Genomic DNA, 21883 nt, shown 5'->3' on the forward strand with positions numbered 1-21883 from the left:
TTATTTTTAAGGCGATGGAAATGAAGGAACCCACGGGCGGCGAACTGCTCGACATCCGAAATCTTGTTACTGAATTCCGTTCGGGCGACGAAACCCTGAAAGCAGTAAATAACGTAAGTTTTACTGTGCGCAAAGGCGAAACCGTAGGCGTGGTGGGCGAATCGGGCTCGGGCAAATCAGTAACAGCCCTTTCGGTGATGCGCCTCATTCCTAATCCTCCCGGAAAAATTACCGGTGGCGAAATCATTTACCATTCCCGCACAAAAGGCATTGTGGATCTCACCAAAGTATCAGAGAAAGACATGCGCGATTTTCGCGGGAATGAAATAGGCATGATCTTTCAGGAGCCGATGACTTCCCTCAACCCGGTTTACACCTGCGGCAATCAGGTGATGGAGGCCATAATGCTCCATCAAAAAGTGACCAAACAGGAAGCCGTAAACCGTACCCTGCGGCTTTTTGAAGAAGTACTGCTACCTAACCCGGCCGAGATTTTTAAAAAGTATCCGCACCAGATTTCGGGCGGACAAAAGCAGCGTGTGATGATTGCCATGGCAATGTCGTGCAATCCGCAGGTGCTTATTGCCGACGAGCCGACCACGGCGCTCGACGTAACGGTACAAAAAACCATTCTCGACCTCATGCTCAAACTTCAGCGCGAGCATGATATGGGCATCATTTTCATTACACACGACCTTGGTGTAATTGCCGAACTGGCCGACAAGGTGGTGGTAATGTATAAAGGCCGTATTGTAGAGCAGGGACCAGTAATGGAGATTTTTGCCAACCCGCAGCATCCCTACACCAAAGGCCTGCTTGCCTGCCGTCCGCCACTGAACCGTCGTTTGCACTACCTGCCCACCGTGGCTGACTTTATGACGGTGGCTGAAGACGGCACCATTAGCGAAAATAAACGCACCGTTACCGACATGATTCACGACGTGGAGGTAACGCCCGAGCAGCGCCGCACACAGCAGGAAAAACTCCGCGCACAGCAACCCATCCTCCGCATCGAAAACATCCGCACCTGGTATCCTACGGCAAAAACCATTCTGGGCAAAACCATTTCGTGGAACAAAGCGGTTGACGATGTAAGCTTTGATGTATATCCCGGCGAAACCCTTGGACTGGTGGGCGAATCGGGCTGCGGAAAAACCACACTCGGCCGCACCATTCTGCGTTTGATTGAGCCTACCGAAGGCAAAATTATTTTCGACGGAAAAGACATTACACATTTGCCGGCTGCCGAAATGAGGCCGCTGCGTAAAGACATACAAATCATTTTTCAGGATCCGTATTCATCGCTCAACCCGCGCATTACCATTGGCAGTGCCATTATGGAACCCATGCGTGTGCACAACATTGGCGCAAACGACAAAGAGCGGAAAGAGAAAGTAATGGAACTGCTGCGGCGTGTGAATATGAACGAAACGCATTTTCACCGCTACCCGCACGAATTTTCGGGCGGACAACGCCAGCGTATTTGTATTGCACGCGCGCTGGCGCTCAATCCGCGTTTCATTATCTGCGATGAGTCTGTATCGGCGCTCGATGTATCCGTGCAGGCACAGGTGCTCAATCTGCTCAACGAACTGAAAAAAGATTTTGGCTTTACCTACATCTTCATCTCACACGATCTTTCGGTAGTAAAGTTTATGAGCGACCGCATGGTGGTGATGAACAAAGGCAAGATTGAAGAAATGGGCGATGCCGATGAAGTCTATGCCAATCCGACCTGCGAATACACACGCAAACTCATCAGCGCAATTCCGAAAGGTGAGCTTGAAGATATTCGGCGTGCAATGGTGGAAAAGCGCATGCGCTCAGGCCTTGTATAAACCGGATAACTAGTCCGGCTTGTACGCATACAACGTAACATGCCTTTTCCTGAAAACGATTGCATAGTGAAGTGAGTCCATCGCCGACGTTATTTTTTGCGCACACAACGTGTCTTTAGCATTGTTGATATTACCCAATAGCATTACGTAATCGATCTGCCGGGCTGGCTTACTCATTTCCGTTTTCCATGAGCTCAGGCAATGCAATTCGTGCGGATCTAATGAGGCAAGTGTAAAACGATGAGGAAAATGCGCATCATTATTTTTTAGCGGAAAATAGCCCTGTCCGGTTTCGTAATTATTAAGTAAAGCCACGTCCCGTCCCGCAAAAGCATACTCCCCTGAATGATGATCCAGCACCTCATCCGAAAATGAATACACAACAATTGTACTGCGGTCGCGGATGTATTTACCAGCTTCCGAAACAGCATGCACATTGTTGTTCAGGTGTTCGGCTTTGTCTTGTATCAGAAGATTTTTGGAAAGTGTGATCACAACCGAAACTACGGCAAAAGAATATAACCATCGCTGCGGGTACCGGAAACGGGCAACAACGACCAGCAAAAAAATCCACGTAATCCACTCAACCCGCACGCCAAAAATTCCGCCTCCTCCGGCCTCCTCCGGAAAAAAAAGAACAGCAAAAAAACACAACACAGCAAATAGTATAAGAAGCAAAGTCAGCGACCTTGCTTCATTACCCGCATGCTTTCTTAATCTGAACGTATTATAAGCACCAATTACAATAACGCCCAAAATAATCGCCGCCAATAACTCGTAAAGCAGACTTACCGGTGCTGTAAGTATTGGTGCCGAATGCATACTTAAAAAGAAATCCATTCTTTCAGATACCGGCTCGAATTTAACCGCATTCGCTCCGGACTGTGCCATCGTATAGATTATGAAAAAAAACAAGCGAAGGCAAAAAGCTGATGAACGCCACAATTAACGGCTTTAGCAGCTGCCTGAAATTACGTTGACGTATAGCCTGAATAATAAGAGAAACAAAAACAAATAGCCCTGTAAACAACCAGGTGAGCTGATGTGAAAACCAACCTGCGGTAAACAACATGAGCAGTAGTAATACGTATGGCCAACGGATGTCAGAAGAATACTTAAGCCAGCCGGTTATTCCCAGCAACATAAAAACCACTCCGAAACAAAAATTGTAGAACCCGAACTGAAAAACCAAACTCAGCACGATTGGGAAAATAAGGTAACTCATTATTCGCGGATAAGGAGATACCACAAACATCAACCAACGAAAAGCAAACACAAGTCCGACGGCATAAAGCAAATGAACAATTTTTGCGGCCAGCGCTATTCCGAACCACTCATTAAAAAATGCAAGTAAAACATGCCCCGTCCAATTGGGCGAAGGCAGTGTATTTACCGAATAAAACTGATTTAAAAATTCATCATTCCCAAAAACAAGTTTATACAATACACCCGCATTGTAACTATGTGCAGCCCCATCGAGTGTAAGAAACCATTTTGAGGCGATGAGCGGATTAAGCAGCAATAAAGTGACTCCGCAAAAGAAAACAACCTCTATCCGGTTTCGGAGTGTGGCTGAACGTAACATGGATGCTGGGTTAAATGCAGGCATGTGTGTGATAAATTAAGTTTTACCAGATGCTTCTGTTAAATGTTTACGTTACGCCGACTCTTCAGACAAGTAAAAGCCAATGTATGGACATTATTAACGGTTAATCCGGCAAATACTCATACAAGGTAATTTCCCGTCGGCTATATATCGCTCTGTAATCAAGCGAATCCATAGCACAGGCAATCTTCTCCAGACAAACCGGATCTTTTATATATACCTGATCCTTTACAATCAGTACATAATCGACCTGCTTAGCCGGTTTGTTTTTCACTTCCGGCCAGTACCATGTACAATTCACATCGCGCCAGCTGAGCGAGGCGAGCTGATAGTTGTAGGGTAGTTTTTCATAATTCCATTTTACCGGAAAATAATTATGCTGCGCTTCGTAATTATCAAGCAACACTACATCGCGCCCGGCAACTGCATACTGTCCGATGTGCAGATGCAGCCAGTTGTAAGTAAAAGGCAACACAACTACTGTAGATTTATCACGGATATATTTCCCTGCATCATGCGCTGCATGTGCATCAAGATTGTAGTCAATCAACGACGGCTTGAAGTAGGCCACATGCAACAGGCCAAGCAATACCGTAACTGTACCCGCAGCAGTCCAAAGACGCGAAGGCAAACGAAATTGTGCAGCCAGTATCATCAGAAAGACTATAGTAATCCATATTATCCGTATGCCAATTACCCCTCCGTCGCCAATTACTTCGGGAATAAACAACATGAGCAGAAAAGACAATACAAACATGATCAGCCAGAAAATTATCTGCCCTGATACACCTGCTGCTGCGCTTTTCCGCACCCGGTAATAACGAATGCCGCCTGCAACCACCATTGCGGTTAACAGCAATAAAAAACAGACTCCCAATGTATTCTCCTGAATAAAATACAGTCCCCAAAAACTACCATCCGAAAAATCAGTCCAACGCTTTGATAACGCAACAAATTCTGCTCCCGATCCTCCGCCTCCTTTAACGCTGTAAACAAACAGGAAAACAAGCGATGGCAGCGATACACCCGCTGCATACAATACCTTCCTAAATACAACAGCAAACTGCTTTTGTGTAATGAACAGATAAAGCAGATGACAGCCAATAAACAACCCAGTAAACGCCCAGGTAAGCTGATGCGAAAACCAAAGAAGCGTTAACGCAATTGCCAGCCATAACGCACGCAGCCACGAAGGGTTTGGCGCAAAACGCAGCCAGCTGTTCATCACAACCAGCATAAGCACCATACCCAGACAGTAATTGTAAAACCCAAAAAGAAAAACAACATTGTAAATTACCGGAAAGGCCAGATAACTCATTAACCGTGGCTGCGGCGATACCGTGAACATGAGTCTTCGGAATGCAAGCGCAAAACCGGCAATGTAGGTTAGATGCACTATTTTGGCCCCGGCCGCCACACCAAACCAATGTCCTCCATAAGCCAGCAACAAATGCCCCAGCCAGTTTGGAGAAGGAAGTAAATTGATTTTATAATACTGCCCAAGATATGAATCATTACCCGAGAGCAAATTATAAAGTACGCCGGCATTATAACTGTGTGATGCCCCGTCTTCGGTAACAAACCAAGTAACTCCGGTTATCGGAAAAGCAACCAGCAACAGCATTGCCCCGAAAAATATTCTCTCGGCAAGTGTGAGATACTGCTGTCGGGTGAGGCGGATTTTCATTTACTGTAAAGCTTATGGCTTACCAAGATATACCCAGTCGCCATTGAGTTTGTGACACTCGAAATCCTTTAGCGGAATAACCGATGTAAGTTTTTCTTTAAACGGGAAAAAATTCACATGCTCATCGAGCGTGTAGTAATAGTAGCGCTGGCAGGGTGTAACAATGAACACCTGCTTGCGGGCAATACGCACCAGCTCTTTCATACATTGTTCCAGCTTAATCAGGTGTTCAACCGTGTGGCTGCAGGTTACAATGTCGAATGATTTATCAGGGAAAGGCATTTGTTCAATATTGCCTTTCACATAGGTGTATTCAGTTGAATCGTCTTTGTCTTTAATATCAAAAGCAGTAAGTGCTAAATCAGGGTGACGCTGTTTGATGGTACGAAGCAGATAGCCATTTCCTGAACCTACATCAATGAGTGACGTGGCAGAAGGATCGATATGATCAAGAATAAACGCCAGACTAGGTTTATTGATATCGGTAATACGGTTGCGTGAAATGGTATTGAGGTTGTTGTAAAAGCGGTCGTAATCTTCAGGCGTAAAGCTGTACACACGGCTTTTAAAATCCATCACCTCGCGTATATTACGCCCGCGATAGGCAAACCAGAAAAACGGATACATAAACCAGCGGCTGTCGCGCACCACAGGCGGTATCCATTCATCCATCACATAGCGTATGGCATTCGTCAGATCTCTGTTCATCAGTATCAGGCTGTTCTTCTGTTATACTTACCGGTAACGTGGTTCCATTTAATGCGGAACAAATCAAGCAGCATGCCGGGTGCGTGTTTAAGCAAACTTACACTCGACTCATCGTGACTGCTTTTAAACACCACGGGCAAACGTTTTATATCGTAATTACGTTTGAGTGCAATGTAAAGCAGTTCCACATCAAACGCAAAGCTGTTCAGGCGTGATACGCCAAAAAGATCGTCGGCAATTTCGGCGCGGAAACCTTTGAGGCCGCACTGTGTATCGTGCAAGCCGGTAGTCACAAAACGACCTACAAAAAAGGTAAAAATGCCGCTGCCTAATTTTCGCGCGCCGGAAATTTCACTGAAATAACGCGAAGCCTCCAGCGTACGGTCGCCGATTACAAGATGAAATTGCTTTTCGTCGAGATACTCTACAAAACGTTGCATCGAAACTTCATCAAACGGCACATCGGCATCGGTAAACATTCGCAAACGGCCTTTGGCCTCCCGCATGCCTGCGCGCACAGCTCCTCCTTTGCCCATGTTTTCGGGAAGGCCGATGAATTTGCAGCCTGCACGTTTTGCAACATTCTCCGTAGCACCGTCATCGCCCGAACCATCATCAACCACAATAACCTCCCACGTTTTGCCAAGCGTACCAAGCCACTGCTGCAAAAGCGGCAGCGACTGCTCCAATTGTGCAGCACCTTTGTAAGCGGGCAATACAAAACTGATGTCGGTCACGGTTTGCGGTAATAGGTGCGGTTGTTGTGCTGGATGGAATCTTTCTGCACATCAAACAACTGTGTATGCACAGGCTTAATGAGCAATTCATCAATGTATAGTGGTGATGTTTTGGGAATATCAAAATTGAACAGCGTTACCTTGATGCGCTGTTCGGGATGTGTAATCGGAATAATTCGTTCTTCGAGCGCCCAGTGGTTTGATATTGCCACACAGGCTTCAGACATATTCCCATACACAACCGTATCCAGCTTATCGCCTGAGTAACTTGCCACTTCCACATACGAACGTGCATAAAGGTCTTTGTCGAAATTGGCGAGCCAGAACGTAACGCTGTAATTTCCGGGCACTGCGCCAATAACTTTGGCATCGTAAAGTACATTATACACATAGCGGCCACCGTTTGCCTTCATCGACTTTTTACCACGGAACGGCGGGCCATACGCTTTCACTTCTTCAAAATCACGGCACGCGAAATTCAATACCGAATCGGTACTCAGGTAAGGCCATACAGGCCATGTTTTTTGCGCTTCGAAGGCTGCAAGGTGTTTGCTGTATTGCTGTGCTATGCGTTCCTGCATTTTTGAAGGCAGCAAACGATGCACGGTGTAATCCGGTGTTTCAAAAAGCAAATCAGACAGCGCAAGCAGTTCGGCTTCGTTTGTGCTGAGTTCAGCTTTTCGTGCAAGCACCAGAAACGGACGCGCATCGGGCAAACGGGTAAGCAGGCTGAGCGGCCTTACCGGATCCTTCACCATTGCAATATGCTCAGCCGATTTCGAAAGCGAACTCCGTCCCGAAAGCATGGAAAGCATAGGCAGACCGGTTTTGAGCGAAACAAGGTAGGTGATATTGATAATGTCGTGATTAGCCGGCATCAGTCCGGGCCCTTCGCTACCGTTGTGAAAATAAGGCAAAGGAAGTATGGCCTGATAATCGCTCACCCTGATCTGACGCAGCCAGGCATTTTGCGGAAGCAGGTTTTTCTCATCGTCCATTTCCACAATCCGGTTGTTTAACCGATCCTGCAGCGTGGCCGATGTACCCCACGAATCAAACAACAACAATGCCGGCACCGCAATCATCACCGACCAGCGCAGCACATTGCCAAGCGTACCGGCACGGTGCTCAACCAGTTTCCAGAGGCGATACACGGCAAGAATGTTTACAACATAAAAAAACATCCATGTAAAACGTCCCAGCGCCCTGAACTGCCTGAACGGCCCGGCATACTGTATCCAGCTCCCGTCTTCTTTAAACAAAAACGGCCAGCCAAACGAAAGAAACATCAGTAGCAGCGATGTCCATGCAAGTATGTTGAGCACCTTTTTGTCTGATACACTCAGCAGCAAATCAAACCTCCGCCGCACAAGTCGCAGCAATTGAACCAGCAACACAGCAAGCAAACCAATAACTGCGGCAAGGCCAATGTATGCCGCTCCTTCGTAGCTGCCATGCTTGGGATGAAACCAGCCCGAAACATACGGCTCATACACACGGCCATACGGGTAAAACACGCTGCTCCACGTGGCTGTAAACTGATCAAAACCCCAGGGAACAGACGTGCGGTCGGTTTCATGATCGGTGAAATAAACCATTGCCTGCAGAAGCACCACAGGAAGCACAACCTGCAGCGAGAAATGCAGCAACACAAATTTCAAACGCCCGAAACCACGGTCGCGCGTGACAAAGAGTACAAACCAGTATAAGCCACTGGCCGCAAGGCAAAACACAAGCAGATAAAGGTGTGTGGCTGCAGCAAAGAAAATGAGCAGCGCCGTAAACAAACTCAGTCTGATGCGCGGATAATCATAAAACCGGGCCAGCGAAAAAACAAGGGCGGGAATAATAAAACTGATGGCAAGTGAATAATGCCCCGACATCCGGTCGAGCTGCGGCGAACAGAACATTATGCCCACACCACACAACGCACCGTACCACCACGGCAAATTCCAATGCCTGAAAAGCGCATAAAGAAAAACAGCCCCGAACAACGGCGAAAAAAGCATGAGCAAATTGAGCACCGCCACCGAAGTATGCGCAGCACCGGGGCCAAACACCTTCATTGCATTGGTGTAAAGCGGCAACGCACCGGTAAAAAAAATGCTTTCCTTGTCGGGATAATTCATACTCTGCTGCTGCCACCAGAGCGAATCATACTTTACGTGATATTCCGTTTGATAGTAAATCTGCATCCCATCGCCGGCAGCACCAAAGTAGCGCGAACCGGGGTGTGTAACCAATGTGCCGAAATAGTAAAAAGTAAGCAACAGACCTGCTCCGATGACAAGAAGCAGGCCTTTATCGGTAAACACGCGATGAAAAAATGCCTTCACTATCGGGCCCAGATGTTATACTTAAGAATGCAGAAAATTGCACGGAAACCGTCTTTCCAGCCAATTTTTTTTCCCTCCTCATAAGTACGGCCGTAGTAAGAAATGCCTACTTCGTAAATACGCACTTTGGGGATACGCGAAATGCGTGCGGTAACCTCAGGCTCAAAACCAAAGCGCTTTTCACGAAGCGGGAGCGATTTAATCATTTTCGCATCAAACAGCTTGTAGCATGTTTCCATATCCGTAAGGTTGAGATTGGTAAACATGTTGGAAAGAAACGTGAGGAATTTATTGCCGATGGTATGCCAGAAAAAGAGAATGCGGTGCGGACGTCCGCCCATAAACCGCGAGCCAAACACCACATCGGCAAAACCATCAATGATGGGTTTGAGCAAAATATTGTATTCGGCAGGATCGTATTCAAGATCGGCATCCTGAATAATGATATAATCGCCCGAGGCAATTTCGATGCCTTTGTGAAGCGCCGCTCCCTTGCCCTGATTGTAGGGCTGATTAAACAGGCGGATATCATGACCGGTATGTTCGGCAATGTATTTTTCCACCACACCCTGCGTATCGTCTTTCGAACAATCGTTCACGATCACAATTTCTTTCGTCATGCCGCTGATGAGTTCTACGGCAATCACTTTATTCAGAATCAGGTGAATGGTGGCGGCCTCGTTATACGCCGGGATAACGATACTGAGTTTTTTCGACATTTATTTTAGGAAATAGTGCCGAAAGATAGGGGTTTTCGGCGGTTCAGCGGCAAAAAAACACCGTAGTTTACCGTGGTTTCACCACACCGGCCCGTATGCGCAGATTATCAAAATACATCAGGCTTTCCGAACGGATAAAAAACTGCGTAACCAGCGTATCGCCCGCACAAACCGGCTGATCAATAAACTGCCTGTTTTTTATCGTAATCCATGCATCCTCAGGCGCAGCATAGTTTGTAAGCCGCAGGTCAGTGAGTGCCACATAATCCTGCTGTCCGCGTTTAATATAATACAACACCGATGCGGCATGGCGCGCGTTGCCCCTGTTCATCGCCATTTCAGTATCCACAAAAATATACGCATCATTGAGCGAATCAGGAACCGGTGTTTTGATTTGCAGCGGATACACTTCTCCTGCTCCTCCAAACAACACATTGCCTTTTCCGGATAATGCCCTGACCGGTTGCTTGTATGCCCGCTTCTCAAAATCCATATCCGCAATTTCAATAGCCGGAGGCCCGCTCACGGCTGTATTTTCCATCAGCACAATCCGGCCACCGCCGAAATAATTCCTTACCCTGAATCCGGGATATTTCTTCCTGTCGTTCGCAAAAACCAACAGCCAGGGGTAAGGCGCAAGCGGCTGTCGTATTTCGCACAAGGTGACATCAGGACTAAGTTTGCCGATGCTTTGCTGGTAATTTAAATCGGTGAGAAACTGCCCCTCTGCTGCTAACACAAAAGACTTTTGGGGTACACGCTTGTGCAGCTCATTTACAATTTCTGTAATGTGCCGCTCATCGGGCCAGTCGCGCTGATAGGAAAAGTTAAGCGTAAAGGGCAGCAACAGCAGCGCGGGTAGTGCGGGAGCAAAAACCAGCTTTGAAACAATTCTGTTTTCGGGCCATACATGCAGCAGTTGCACAAACAGCAGCATGAGCAGCGGCACATAAAAAAGCGCCGTGCGTTCAGACAGCAGCAGTGTGCCCACTAACCGGCTCTGAAGCAGCGGACCAAACACGGCAGCCGCAGCAGCGGCGGCAAGCAGCACTAAAAAATGCTGATCGGGCGTAAGCTGTTTGCGCAGTTGTTTCCACGCAAATACGGCAGCTGCACTAATTCCGGCTAATGTAACAATCAGAAAAAATGCCGCGGCCACATCTTTCAGGAAAGGCGGAAACACATGGCCATATAGCATCCTGTCGATCAGCGAACGCCAGGTGCCTCTGAACCAGCTGCCCTGTGCGCCAAAAAACAATGCACCGGCCGCTTTGAGTTTGAGCGAATACGGCACAATACCCGCCAGCACGCCAAGCAGCGGCAGCAGCAGAAACTGTATGCGCACCAGCCGGCCTTCCCACATGCGTTGCGTGGGCATAAACCACACACGCACGGCAGCCGCAACCGAAGCGCCAAGCAATACATGTATAAGTGCGAGATTGGCCAGCACGGCCAGCGCAAGCAGCAGTTGTGCCACAAACGCATCGCGGAGGTTATTGCTGCGGCACCAGCTCCGGTACATCCAGAAACCAGCCAGCATAAGCGCATTACTCAGTCCGTAGCCGCGTGCAATGGAAAAGAAATCGAGCAGATAAGCATAGCCGGTAAGTAATACAAACACGGCAAGCTGTTTCCACAAACCGGCTTCGCGCGCCGCAAACCGGTAAGCCAGCCAGAGATACAGCAAACCGCCAAGCATATTGGGCAAACGCAGCGAAAATTCAGCAGAACCAAACAACCTCTCCGTGGCTTTCATCAGCCACGTATTGAGCAGGTGGTTGTTTGCCGACATCACACCGATATTCTCCGGCCACCAGTTATCGCCACGCACAAATTCAAGCCAGGTAAACGACTCATCCCACGAAAACGGAATGAGTGCACCCCGCACAAATACATACACTGCGGCAAGCAGAGCCAGCGCGGCCAGTACATACGTGGTGCGGAATTGTTGCATCAGCACAATCAGTTGAGCTGCATTTCCGGAATATCGCCCTCAATAACAAGGCGGCCGGCAGTGGCGTTCTTAATCTGCTCTACCGAAATGCCCGGCGCACGCTCAAGCAGCACAAAGCCTTTGCCTTTTACCACTTCAAGCACGGCAAGCTCGGTTACAATTTTCTTCACGCAGCCCACGCCGGTAAGCGGCAGCGAACACTGCGGCAGCAGCTTCGATTCACCGGCTTTGTTTACATGCTGCATGGCTACAATAATGTTTTTGGCCGCGGCCACAAGATCCATTGCGCCGCCCATGCCTTTTACCATTTTGTTCGGAATCTTCCAGTTGGCAATGTCGCCTTCTTCGCTCACTTCCATTGCGCCCAGAATGGTAAGATCAACCTTGCCTGCGCGGATCATGCCAAAACTCAGCGCCGAGTCGAAATAAGCAGTACCGGGAATTTCGGTAATGGTTTGCTTGCCCGCATTAATCAGGTCAGGATCTTCTTCTCCTTCAAACGGGAAAGGCCCCATGCCCAGCATGCCGTTTTCTGATTGCAGCATTACATTTACGCCGGCCGGAATGTAGTTGGCCACCAGCGTGGGAATACCAATGCCGAGGTTTACGTAATAACCATCGCGCAGTTCCTGTGCAATACGTTTTGCGATACCGTTTTTATCTAACATATGTATGTAATTCTTTGTTGTTCTTAGCTCCGCCGTGTGGCGATGATTGCAAATTTATCTTTGAATTTCAGAATTCTTTTTTCAAAAAGCTCGTAGCTCAACGCAGCTATGAGTGTGGTGAGCGATAAATAAATTGAGGCAAATACCCATTTATTTGCACTTCCGATAGCTGGCATTATTTTCATGGAAATTGGCGCAATCAGCATATTATGATACATATACATGCCAAAGGATATCTTCCCCAGGTAATGCAGCAATCCGGGCTTTTGCATCTTTGCTGCAAACTTTGTATTGAATAAAAAATCAGCAAACACGAAAAGCATAAATCCTATGTAAATGTATTTTCTGAACAAGGGATCTATCGGGTTGGTATATTCAAACCGGTGTTCCAGCATAAGTAAAATGATCAAGCCGGCATAGGCCATAAACCGAACAAATCCCGGAATACGTAATTCAATTTTCTTCTGAAAATACAGCCATCCGATCCAGCCGCCAATAGCCATTTCATCCATCCGTGCAAACGTATTCAGGTAGAAATGAAAATAGTTGAGATCGATATAAATCATGGCATAAAGCCTGTAAAGAAAACTGGCAAAAATTACTGCTGCAAATGCCACCGGCATTTTACGAACCGGCACAAAAAACAACAGCAACGGCCAGAAGAGATAAAAATGTTCTTCTACCGAAATCGACCAGAAATGCGCAAAGGGGAATTCGAAATTATTTTCCGATATCACCCTGAAATTACTCATAAACGTGGCCTGCCACAGATAACCCTTGTACGGGGCAACATCCAGCCACTTCAGAAGCAAGGGGGCACAGAGAATCAGAAAAAAATAAAGCGGCCAGATGCGCAACGCCCTGCGGATATAAAACTTGGGAATATTGATTGTGCCTGTTTTATCTTTTTCGCGGATGAGCAGGTAGGTAATGAGAAAACCGGAAATAAGAAAAAACAAATCCACCCCGATGCTGAGGTTGGTGGCGAACCGGTGCGCATACATGCCCGCCATATTCAGTTCCTGCGGCGCATCGGGCGATTTGATCAGCCACGACGGGTTGCCAAACCCGCCGGTCATGCCGTTAAATCCGTGCGCAATTACCACACCAAAAGCCGCAATAAACCGCAACACATCGAGTGTGGGAAAAAAAACCGGCTTTTGTTGTTCTGCAAGATCCTGCATGTGTGCAGTTATTTATCCGCGCTTACGAACGGTGCGTTGTTCGATGCGTTTCTCGTAATTGTTTCCTTTGAAAATGCGCTGCACAAAAATGCCGGGAATGTGAATGTGGTCGGGATCAATTTCGCCCGGCTCTACCAATTCTTCTACTTCGGCAATGGTAATTTTTGCAGCGCCTGCCATCGGGTCGTTGAAGTTGCGTGCTGTTTTGCGGAATACAAGATTGCCGAACCGGTCGCCTTTCCACGCTTTCACAATCGAGAAATCAGCATGAAAAGCGGGTTCAAGCAGGTAGTTGCCTTCTTCGCCCTGAAACGTAAAGCGGCGTGTTTCCTTGCCTTCGGCCACTTCGGTACCAAAGCCGGCTTTTACCCATACGGCAGGCATACCGTACTTTGCAGCCATGCAACGCGTGGCCAGCGTGCCCTGCGGAATAAGATCCACCTCAAGCACACCACTCAGCAGCTGGTTTTCAAACTCGGCGTTTTCGCCTACATACGACGAAATCATTTTTTTCACCTGACGCGTTTTCAGCATCAGGCCAATGCCAAAATCATCCACCCCGGCATTGTTCGAAATGCAGGTGAGCCCGCTTACACCTTTGCGCACGAGCGCATCAATGCAGTTTTCGGGAATGCCGCAAAGCCCGAAACCACCCAGCATGAGGGTGGCTCCGTTTTCAATATCACGCACGGCCTCATCGGCTCCGGATACTACTTTATTCATAGGTTCTTTTCTGTTTGCTGTGGTTATAAATCATCGCCAAAAAGCGGATCATCAAATCCGGTATCGAAAATCGGATCTTCATCTTTCTCGTACTTCGAGCAATCGAGATCAAGGTGTATTTTTCCGCGTGGTTTCGGGAATTCGCCTTTCGATACTTTCAGTGTTTTATCGGCATACACTTTCTGGAAGAACAAGCCCCAGATAGGCAGCGCCATACTTGCGCCCTGCCCTTCGCTGGTGTTGTCGAAGTGTACGCTGCGGTCTTCGGCACCTACCCATGCGCCGGCCGCAAGTTCGGGTGTGAGACCGATAAACCAGCCGTCGGAGTTGTTTTGCGTGGTGCCGGTTTTGCCTGCAATGGCGTTGGTAAGTTTATAGCGCCCGCGCAGGCGGCCGGCTGTACCGCCAAGTACAACGCCCTGCATGAGATTAATCATCAGGTAGGCTTTTTCTTCGCGCAGTACTTCGCGGCTCTTCGGAATAAACTCTTCAAGCACTTTGCCGTTTTTGTCTTCGATGCGGGTAATGAATGTGGGCTCAATCCATGTGCCTTTGTTGGCAAATGTGCTGTTGGCGCCCACCATTTCAAATACCGAAATATCAGCCGTTCCCAAACAAAGCGAAGGCACAGGATCAAGCGGCGAAGTAATGCCCACACTTTGCGCAAAACTCACCACGGCCTGCGGACCAAACTGCTTCATGATGTACGCGGTCACATAGTTTACCGAGTTGGCTAATGCTTTGCGCATGGTAAGCATTTGCCCGTTCAGCTTGTTGTCTGAATTATCAGGACACCACTCGCGGCCATTGTGGTCGATGCAGGTGCGCACGTTCGGAATCTGATCGCACGGCGACCAGCCTTCCTGAATGGCCAGCGCATACACAAACGGCTTGAAGGTAGAACCTACCTGACGGCGGCCTTCCTTTACGTGGTCGTACTGGAAGTGACGGAAGTTGATGCCGCCCACCCAGGCGCGCACGTAGCCGGTTTGCGGCTCCATGGCCATAAAGCCGGCCTGTAAAAAGCCTTTGTAGTAACGGATGGAATCCATCGGTGTCATCACCGTATCAATATCGCCGCGCCACGAAAACACCGTCATGTTTGTTTTCGTGTGAAATGCTTTTTCGATCTCTGCTTCGGAGGCTTTGGCTTCCTTGAGTTTGCGGTAACGCTCGCTGCGTTTCATGCCCGAAGTGAGAATCTGGTCAATCTCCTTCTGCGTGACACGGTAGCTGAACGGCGCATTCTTTTTCTTCTTCAGCGACTTGTCGAAACGTCCCTGCAAATCGGCCATGTGCTCGCTAACGGCAGCTTCGGCGTGTTTCTGCATGGCCGGATTGATGGTGGTGTAAATGCGCAGTCCGTCGCGGTAAAGATCGTAGGGCTTGTTATCGGGGCGTAAATGTTCCTTGCACCATTTCTTCATGAAATTGTTGCGCAGGTATTCGCGGAAATACGGTGCGGGGCCTTCCTTGTGGCTTTCGGGACGGAACGTTACTTTGAGCGGAAGTTTGGAAAGCGAATCGTACTGCGCAGCGGTAATGTGGCCGGCGTTGCGCATTTGTGCCAGCACCACGTTGCGGCGGAACTTAGCCGTATCGGGGCGGCTGATAGGATTGAAAAGCGAGGGATTCTGACACATGCCTACCAGCATGGCGGCCTCTTCAATTTTAAGCGAGTCGGCAGTGGTGTTGAAATATACTTTGGCGGCCGACTTGATGCCTACGGCGTTGTAGGTGTAATCGAATTTGTTGAGGTAAAGGGTGAGAATTTCTTCTTTGGTGTAAAGCCGCTCAAGACGCACGGCAATAATCCACTCTTTAAACTTCTGCATGCCGCGTTTCACGGCGCTCGAATAATCGGCTTTGTGAAACTGCATTTTGGCAAGCTGTTGTGTAATGGTTGAACCGCCGCCCGAACGACGATCGCCGCTGAGCAACGATTTTACAAGCACACGCCCCAAACTGCGGCTGTCAATGCCTGAATGTGCTTCAAAGCGCACGTCTTCAGTAGCAATGAGCGCATTGATCACGTCCTTGTCAATTTCGCCGTAGTTGATATTTACGCGGTTTTCGGCGTAAAAACGCCCCACCTCACTGCCGTCGGAAGCCAGAATAACCGTAGCCTGATTGCTTTCGGGGTTTTGCAGCTCTTCCACATCGGGAAGATCAGAAAAGAGAATAAGACTGATGAGCAGCAGAAACAGCGCAGCAAACGGACTAATGAAAATAATCCAGAACCAGCGCAGCATCCGGCGGTGCGGATTTGCTCCTGTTTTTTCGGTGGAACCGGCAGTGGTTTTTTTGGCCATAGCGGCTCAAAAGTAAGCAATTTCAAGGGGTGTTGAAACAGCCCTGCACAGTTGCCGGCAATTCGTTTGCAAATGTGTGTATGCGGCTGATAACTGTGAGGTTTACGTTTATGCCACTTTGAGCACCACATTGCCTTTTTTGTGCCCGGCATCCACATACACATGCGCCTGCACGGCCTCACTGAGCGGATACGTTTTGTCGATCACCGCTTTCAAATGCCCGCCTTCAAACAGTTTGCGCAGTAGTTCAAGCTGTGCGCGGCTTTCTCTGGCATAATCGCCGCCGGCCACCGATTTAAAGAGCCCGCCTGCACGAAGCAGTTTTTTACCCTGCTCGGCCGGCAGTTTACCTACGGCATCAAACACCAGATCAAAACGGCCTGCACCGTGCGAAATATTCGTTTTGTCGTAACACACCACCTTACCCGCACCGATGCTTTGCAGCAGTGCCGCATTCGCCGTGCTGCACACTGCGGTCACTTCGGCGTTGTAATAGCCGGCTATTTGCACCGCCGCCACACCCACCGCACCCGATGCGCCGTAAATCATTACTTTTTGTCCGGCGCGCTTTTCAATGCCTGCCTGCTGCAAAAAGTAAACCGCTGTTTGTCCGCCAAACAAAATTGCAGCCGCTTCTTCAAACGAAGCATTTACCGGTTTGTGCAGCACGGTGCCTTTTGCTTTTACACTTATATATTCGGCATACGTGCCAAAGCCGAAACCGGTTAACCCGTAAACCTCATCGCCCACTGCAAATTCAGTTACTCCTTCACCGGTTGCCATCACCACCCCGGCATACACCGTACCTAAAACCGGCTTTCGGGGTTTGTTTATACCTATTATCAAACGCATCAGCACACGCTGCCACCAGTTTGCATCCATTGCCCGCACTCGCACATCGCCCGAATTTACGGCGGTGGCAATAATTTTTACTAATATTTCACCGGTTTTTACAGCGGGCCTGCTCACCTGCGCCAGCTTCAGCACTTCGGGTTTTCCGTAAGCGGTACAGATTACCGCTGTCATTTTTTCGCTGCTCATCTTATTTAATTATTAAAATTAATTTGGGGTTGATTCGGATTGCGTGTTTGCTTTTCCGCCTTTAATCAGTTTCCAAAGCGCATAAAACACTTCCCCGCAAATCATGGGCACAACCAGAATGAGTTGAATTGAGGCAAACACCGCTCCGGTTCCGGTAAATAACAATGCAGCACCGGAAGTAAGAATGTAACCGATACCGGCAATGATGAGCAGTGTTTTAATCAGCACATTCACCCATTTCTTTCCGCCCTCATTGTGAAACATCAGCCCCAGCATAATCAGGTGAATGCCGAAAATAATCAACCCCGCATTCCAGATTGTATTAAACGCAAACAGTCCGTTATACACCGCAGCTGCCGAAGCCGTTTGGGTAACTGAAAACAGACTTGCAATTCCCGCCAAAAGAAAAGCGCCGTACAGCAAGCGCAAAAGTGCAGTGAGTCCGCTCAGTTTGGGGCGCTCTTTTTTATAGTAGCGCCGCATGGCCGCTGCCGTTACCACATCAAGCACAAAGATCAGCACCCAGCTCACACGCGCTGTTGCAAACTGACCAAATGCGGCGGCCACATTTGCGGCCGTTAAAGCCTGATTGCCGGCCACAAACAGGGCCGCTAAAGGCGGTGCTGCAATTGCAGCGGCCACCGCCATGAGCAGCAAACTCACACCGATAATTAGCGCAAGCTGTCTCTTTGTGAGCGGCTCCCGCTTTTTCGCCGCAGTGGTCTGGCTGCGTTTTTTCAGCCAATGCGCTTTTTGTGCGGTGTGCGTGCGCGTTGCCGTGCGGTGTGCTGATGGTGTGGTGTGCGTGCGCTGCATACGCGTATGTGTAGGCGTGCGCGCCGGTGCGGCATGGTGCGTGTGCCTTGCTGCGGGCACAGCTTCCTGTGCGGGTTGCACGGCTTTAAGCACAGTATCGGGAAAGGTGTCGGGATGCGGCTTAAAACGGCCTGCCTGCGGTGTGTGCGACCGCATTACATGATAACCTTTAAAATAGCGCCGCTTCTCAATACTGCACGAGGCAAGCAGCGAAAGCAGTATCAACAGCACACACGCACTACAGAAAATTTGTTTTGCATTCATTCGTTTTGCCATCAATTTGATACTGCAAAACTAGTCGTGCAAAAAACGGTGCGCATTGACTTTGGGTAAGAAATGCATCTTACCAAAAAATTTCTGCGTAAACGGCGGTTACTTCCTACTTAAACAGCACATTCATTACTTTACCCTGCGCCGTAGGCATGGGCATGCCCAGCAGGTAAGCCGTGGTGCGGCAAAGATCGCGCTGATCGCCGAAGGTGTTGAGCTCCACGCCTGTTTTGAAATCGGGACCAATGGCAAGGAGTTCTATTTTCCGGCAACCCTCGCACGCATCGCCGTGGCCGCCAAAACCGCTGCTCACCCCGTCCAGATGCCGGCCATGATCGTTGGTTACAAACACCGCCGTATTGCCGGCGTAGTACGGATCGCTTTGTATGGCCTGAAAAATCTGCCATACGTACTGATCGGTAATGCGCACCTGCGCCAGATAATTTGTCCAGTTGTTGGTGTGCCCGGTGTAATCAGGCTCGCGGTAGCTTATCATCATCAGGTCGGGATGATGGGTGCGCAGTACATCGAGTGCGCGGGCGTGGGTAATTGAATCGGGCCGGTAGCCGGTGCCTGCGCCGCTGTAGCCCACATCAAAACTCGGCCGGTAGCGGCCCTGCCAGGCCGGGTCCTGACAATCGGTAAGTATGTGCAGCTTGTCTTTCGAGGCCACTAACCACACTTTATCAGCCGGTGCCGAAAAGGTTTTGCGGTAATACTGAAACAGCCCCGGCACGGGCGGCAGCTCCTGTCCGCTGTTGTCTATTTGCCAGTGCCCGCCGTTTATAATGGCCGTGTGGCCGGCATTGGTGTAGGTAAAGCCTTCGTTGCGGAAATTGGTTAGCAGCACGCCCTGCTGCGCCATGAGTGTGCGGTAGGGAATGTATTGCCGCAAACTATCGCCCCAGGTTTCGCTCCAGCGCGGACCATCAACCAGAATAATAATTACACGCTTTGTTTTGCCTTCAAAGGCCGGAATATCTTCCTTGCAGGTGGAACAGCAAAAAACAATGGCAAGTAAAAAAAGCAGGGTGCGTATTGCGGGCATAACCCAAAGTTAACAACCCGGCGCAAACTGGTTGTAAATCGCCACCAAAAGAAATGCCTTACTGCGCCCGCTCAATGCGGAAACCGGCATCCTTAATGCCGTCGAGGTTTTCGGTGCGCATGGCTTGTTCAATTTCAAGGCTGTAGTGGCCCGCTTTGGCAAACTTCATCCCTGAGCGGAAACGCATCTGGCAGTCGTGCAGCTCGCCCTGCCCTTTGCCCAGCCAGGTGCCGGTTTGCGGATTGGCCAGCTGAAACTCAACCGTATCGGTGCTGGTTTGGCCGCCGGGCATGGTGGTGTGAAAAAACACGTAGATGTTGGAGAAGGGATAATCGTCGGTATGCCGCAGGTTGAAGTAGAGGTTGTAGGGCGTTTGCGTATCGGCAATGTCGAAATCAAACTTCAGCTTCTGGTTCATGTTCCAGGAGCTGTTTTCTATTTCGCGGTTTTCTTCAAACAGGCGTGCGCTGTCGCAGCCGGCCACCACAAGCAGCAGCAGGGCAAACGCGGCGGTAAGGAGGTATGCGGGTTTCATGGTGCGCATCAGATAAACGGCGGCGGCGCCGAGGGTGGCGGAGGCGGTGGTGGCGGCCCCTGCGGACTGCCGCCCCGGTTGTTGCGGTTGTTGCCGCCACGGCGGTTGTCGTTGCGGCGGTTGTTGTTTTGCTGTCCGCCCGGCTTGTTTTGCTGCGGAGGCTGGTTTTGCTGGGGTGGCTTGGGCTGGTTGCGCTGCTGCTGATTTTGCTGCGGCGCATTCGTGTTACCCTGCTGCCCTTGCTGATTCTGGCGCGGCTGCTGATTTTGCTGCGGCGGCTTGGGCCCGCGCGGCTCCTGCGCTTTACGAGGCTGGTTTTGCTGGCCCTGCGGCTTGCGTTGTTGCTGACCTTGCTGCTGCTGCTGTTGCGGGGCATTGCCCTGCTTCTGCGCCTGCGGCAAACGGTCGTCGCCGCCTTTTTTCTTTTTCTTCTTGTTGTTGCCCTTGCTGCGGTCGAAACGGGTGAGGCTGTCCTGCCCTACCACGTTTTCGAAGTCGGGCTCTTTCTTGCGCGGCTCGCTGGCGGCGGCTTCTACCAGTACTTCGGGCTTTTCGCCGTTTTTGTTGAGGGCAAGAATTTCCTTCACCCGGCTCACCGGCACGGGAATAAATTTATCGGGCTCATCAAAAAAGGTGTACCAGATGAGGCCTTTGAAAATGTCGGTTTTCTGGTGGCGTGCGCGCCCGCGTGCGGTTTCAATGTCCACCGAATCGGGGAAATGCTTGAGCGCGTCCATGTAGGTGTCCAGCTCGTAGTTGAGGCAGCATTTCAGTTTGCCGCATTGCCCGGCCAGTTTCAGCGGATTGAGTGAAAGCTGCTGGTAGCGGGCGGCGCTGGTGGTTACGGAGCGGAAATCGGTAAGCCAGGTGGAGCAGCAGAGTTCGCGCCCGCAGGTGCCAATGCCGCCAAGGCGGGCTGCTTCCTGCCGCGCGCCTATCTGCTTCATTTCAATGCGTATGCGGAACTCATCGGCCATAATGCGGATCAGTTCGCGGAAATCCACGCGGTCTTCGGCCGTGTAGTAGAAAATGGCTTTCGACTTATCGCCCTGGTATTCCACATCGCCAATTTTCATTTCCAGCCCCAGCTCCGAGGCCATCACGCGTGAGCGCACCATCGTAGGCTTTTCAAGCGCCTGTGCCTCAAGCCATTTCTCAATATCGGCCGGCTTGGCCTTGCGGTAAATCTTTTTGAGTTCGGTCACCTCGGCCTTCAGCCCGCGCCGCGCCATTTGCGTGCGCACCAGTTCGCCCGTAAGCGACACCGTGCCTATATCGTGCCCCGGCGAGGCTTCCACCGCCACCACATCGCCCACGGCAAGGCTGTGGCCGGTTACGTTGCGGAAAAACTCCTTCCGGCTGTTTTTGAAGCGGATTTCAACCCCTTCAAACGCCTGCTGACCGCCCGGCAGTTCCATATTGGCCAGCCAGTCAAACACATTCAGCTTGTTGCAGCCGCCCGTGCCGCACGATCCGTTATTCCGGCAACCCGCCGGTGTACCCGTGCTGCAACCCCGTCCGCTTGAACATCCGCCACATCCCATAGTGCGCGTTGGTATATTGTGACAGCCCGGCCTGCTTGCGCAGGAGGCTGGTCTGGTTATGATTTTATTGTGTAGTATGTAAGGGTAATTTGCAAAAATAGGGGTTTTTGTGAGCGGTGGGGGTTTTGGGGGGATTTTTGGGGTTTGGGGGGGCTTA

General features: G+C 49.9%; 18 protein-coding genes. 1 reads left to right on the forward strand and 17 read right to left on the reverse strand.

What is annotated here, in order from left to right; all coding sequences use genetic code 11:
* Positions 1-20: 20 nt before the first annotated feature.
* On the forward strand, positions 21-1838 hold the full coding sequence (locus tag IM638_04690; protein ID MCA6362310.1) for an ABC transporter ATP-binding protein: 1818 nt from the start codon (positions 21-23) through the stop codon (positions 1836-1838).
* Between the two features lie 9 nt (positions 1839-1847).
* Here the strand turns inward: IM638_04690 and IM638_04695 are convergent, their stop codons facing one another.
* The 17 genes from IM638_04695 to IM638_04775 all read right to left on the reverse strand — a co-directional run bounded on the left by IM638_04695 (position 1848) and on the right by IM638_04775 (position 21726).
* Complete coding sequence (locus IM638_04695) at positions 1848-2729, reverse strand: hypothetical protein (GenBank protein MCA6362311.1); 882 nt, start codon at positions 2727-2729, stop codon at positions 1848-1850.
* A complete protein-coding gene (locus tag IM638_04700) occupies positions 2701-3282 on the reverse strand; it encodes a hypothetical protein (protein ID MCA6362312.1) in 582 nt (193 codons plus the stop codon). Before IM638_04700 ends, IM638_04695 begins: the two co-directional genes overlap by 29 nt.
* 265 nt (positions 3283-3547) lie before the next feature.
* Entirely contained in the window at positions 3548-5131 is a 1584-nt protein-coding gene (locus IM638_04705; protein ID MCA6362313.1) for a hypothetical protein, read from the reverse strand.
* A 12-nt stretch (positions 5132-5143) separates the two neighbouring features.
* A complete protein-coding gene (locus IM638_04710; protein ID MCA6362314.1) occupies positions 5144-5839 on the reverse strand; it encodes a methyltransferase domain-containing protein in 696 nt (231 codons plus the stop codon).
* Positions 5840-5844: 5 nt separating this feature from the next.
* The gene (locus IM638_04715) at positions 5845-6576 is read right to left on the reverse strand and encodes a glycosyltransferase (protein ID MCA6362315.1); all 732 of its coding nucleotides are present in this window, start codon (positions 6574-6576) and stop codon (positions 5845-5847) included.
* On the reverse strand, positions 6573-8912 hold the full coding sequence (locus tag IM638_04720) for a hypothetical protein (GenBank protein ID MCA6362316.1): 2340 nt from the start codon (positions 8910-8912) through the stop codon (positions 6573-6575). The genes IM638_04715 and IM638_04720 overlap by 4 nt, the downstream gene beginning before the upstream one ends.
* Entirely contained in the window at positions 8912-9631 is a 720-nt protein-coding gene (locus IM638_04725; GenBank protein ID MCA6362317.1) for a glycosyltransferase family 2 protein, read from the reverse strand. Before IM638_04725 ends, IM638_04720 begins: the two co-directional genes overlap by 1 nt.
* 67 nt (positions 9632-9698) lie before the next feature.
* Positions 9699-11585, reverse strand: a complete 1887-nt coding sequence (locus IM638_04730) for a hypothetical protein (protein ID MCA6362318.1) — start codon at positions 11583-11585, stop codon at positions 9699-9701.
* A gap of 8 nt (positions 11586-11593) precedes the next feature.
* Positions 11594-12253 (reverse strand): CoA transferase subunit B, encoded by a 660-nt coding sequence (locus tag IM638_04735; GenBank protein MCA6362319.1) that lies wholly within the window; start codon positions 12251-12253, stop codon positions 11594-11596.
* A 23-nt stretch (positions 12254-12276) separates the two neighbouring features.
* A complete protein-coding gene (locus IM638_04740) occupies positions 12277-13437 on the reverse strand; it encodes an acyltransferase (GenBank protein MCA6362320.1) in 1161 nt (386 codons plus the stop codon).
* A 12-nt stretch (positions 13438-13449) separates the two neighbouring features.
* Positions 13450-14160 carry a CoA transferase subunit A gene (locus tag IM638_04745; protein MCA6362321.1) on the reverse strand — a complete coding sequence of 237 codons (711 nt, stop codon included), beginning with the start codon at positions 14158-14160 and terminating at the stop codon, positions 13450-13452.
* A 23-nt stretch (positions 14161-14183) separates the two neighbouring features.
* A complete protein-coding gene (locus tag IM638_04750; GenBank protein MCA6362322.1) occupies positions 14184-16412 on the reverse strand; it encodes a transglycosylase domain-containing protein in 2229 nt (742 codons plus the stop codon).
* 168 nt (positions 16413-16580) lie between these two features.
* A complete protein-coding gene (locus IM638_04755) occupies positions 16581-17498 on the reverse strand; it encodes an NAD(P)-dependent alcohol dehydrogenase (protein ID MCA6362323.1) in 918 nt (305 codons plus the stop codon).
* A gap of 33 nt (positions 17499-17531) precedes the next feature.
* Positions 17532-18593 (reverse strand): DUF4386 domain-containing protein, encoded by a 1062-nt coding sequence (locus IM638_04760; protein MCA6362324.1) that lies wholly within the window; start codon positions 18591-18593, stop codon positions 17532-17534.
* A 115-nt stretch (positions 18594-18708) separates the two neighbouring features.
* Entirely contained in the window at positions 18709-19647 is a 939-nt protein-coding gene (locus IM638_04765) for an alkaline phosphatase family protein (protein MCA6362325.1), read from the reverse strand.
* A 58-nt stretch (positions 19648-19705) separates the two neighbouring features.
* Positions 19706-20182: a gliding motility lipoprotein GldH gene (locus tag IM638_04770; GenBank protein ID MCA6362326.1), complete on the reverse strand. Its 477-nt coding sequence runs from the start codon at positions 20180-20182 to the stop codon at positions 19706-19708.
* Between the two features lie 8 nt (positions 20183-20190).
* Positions 20191-21726, reverse strand: coding sequence for a hypothetical protein (locus IM638_04775; protein ID MCA6362327.1), 1536 nt, complete (start codon positions 21724-21726; stop codon positions 20191-20193).
* Positions 21727-21883: the final 157 nt, after the last annotated feature.

Source organism: Bacteroidota bacterium (assembly GCA_020402865.1).
In the GTDB taxonomy this organism is placed as follows: domain Bacteria; phylum Bacteroidota; class Bacteroidia; order Palsa-965; family Palsa-965.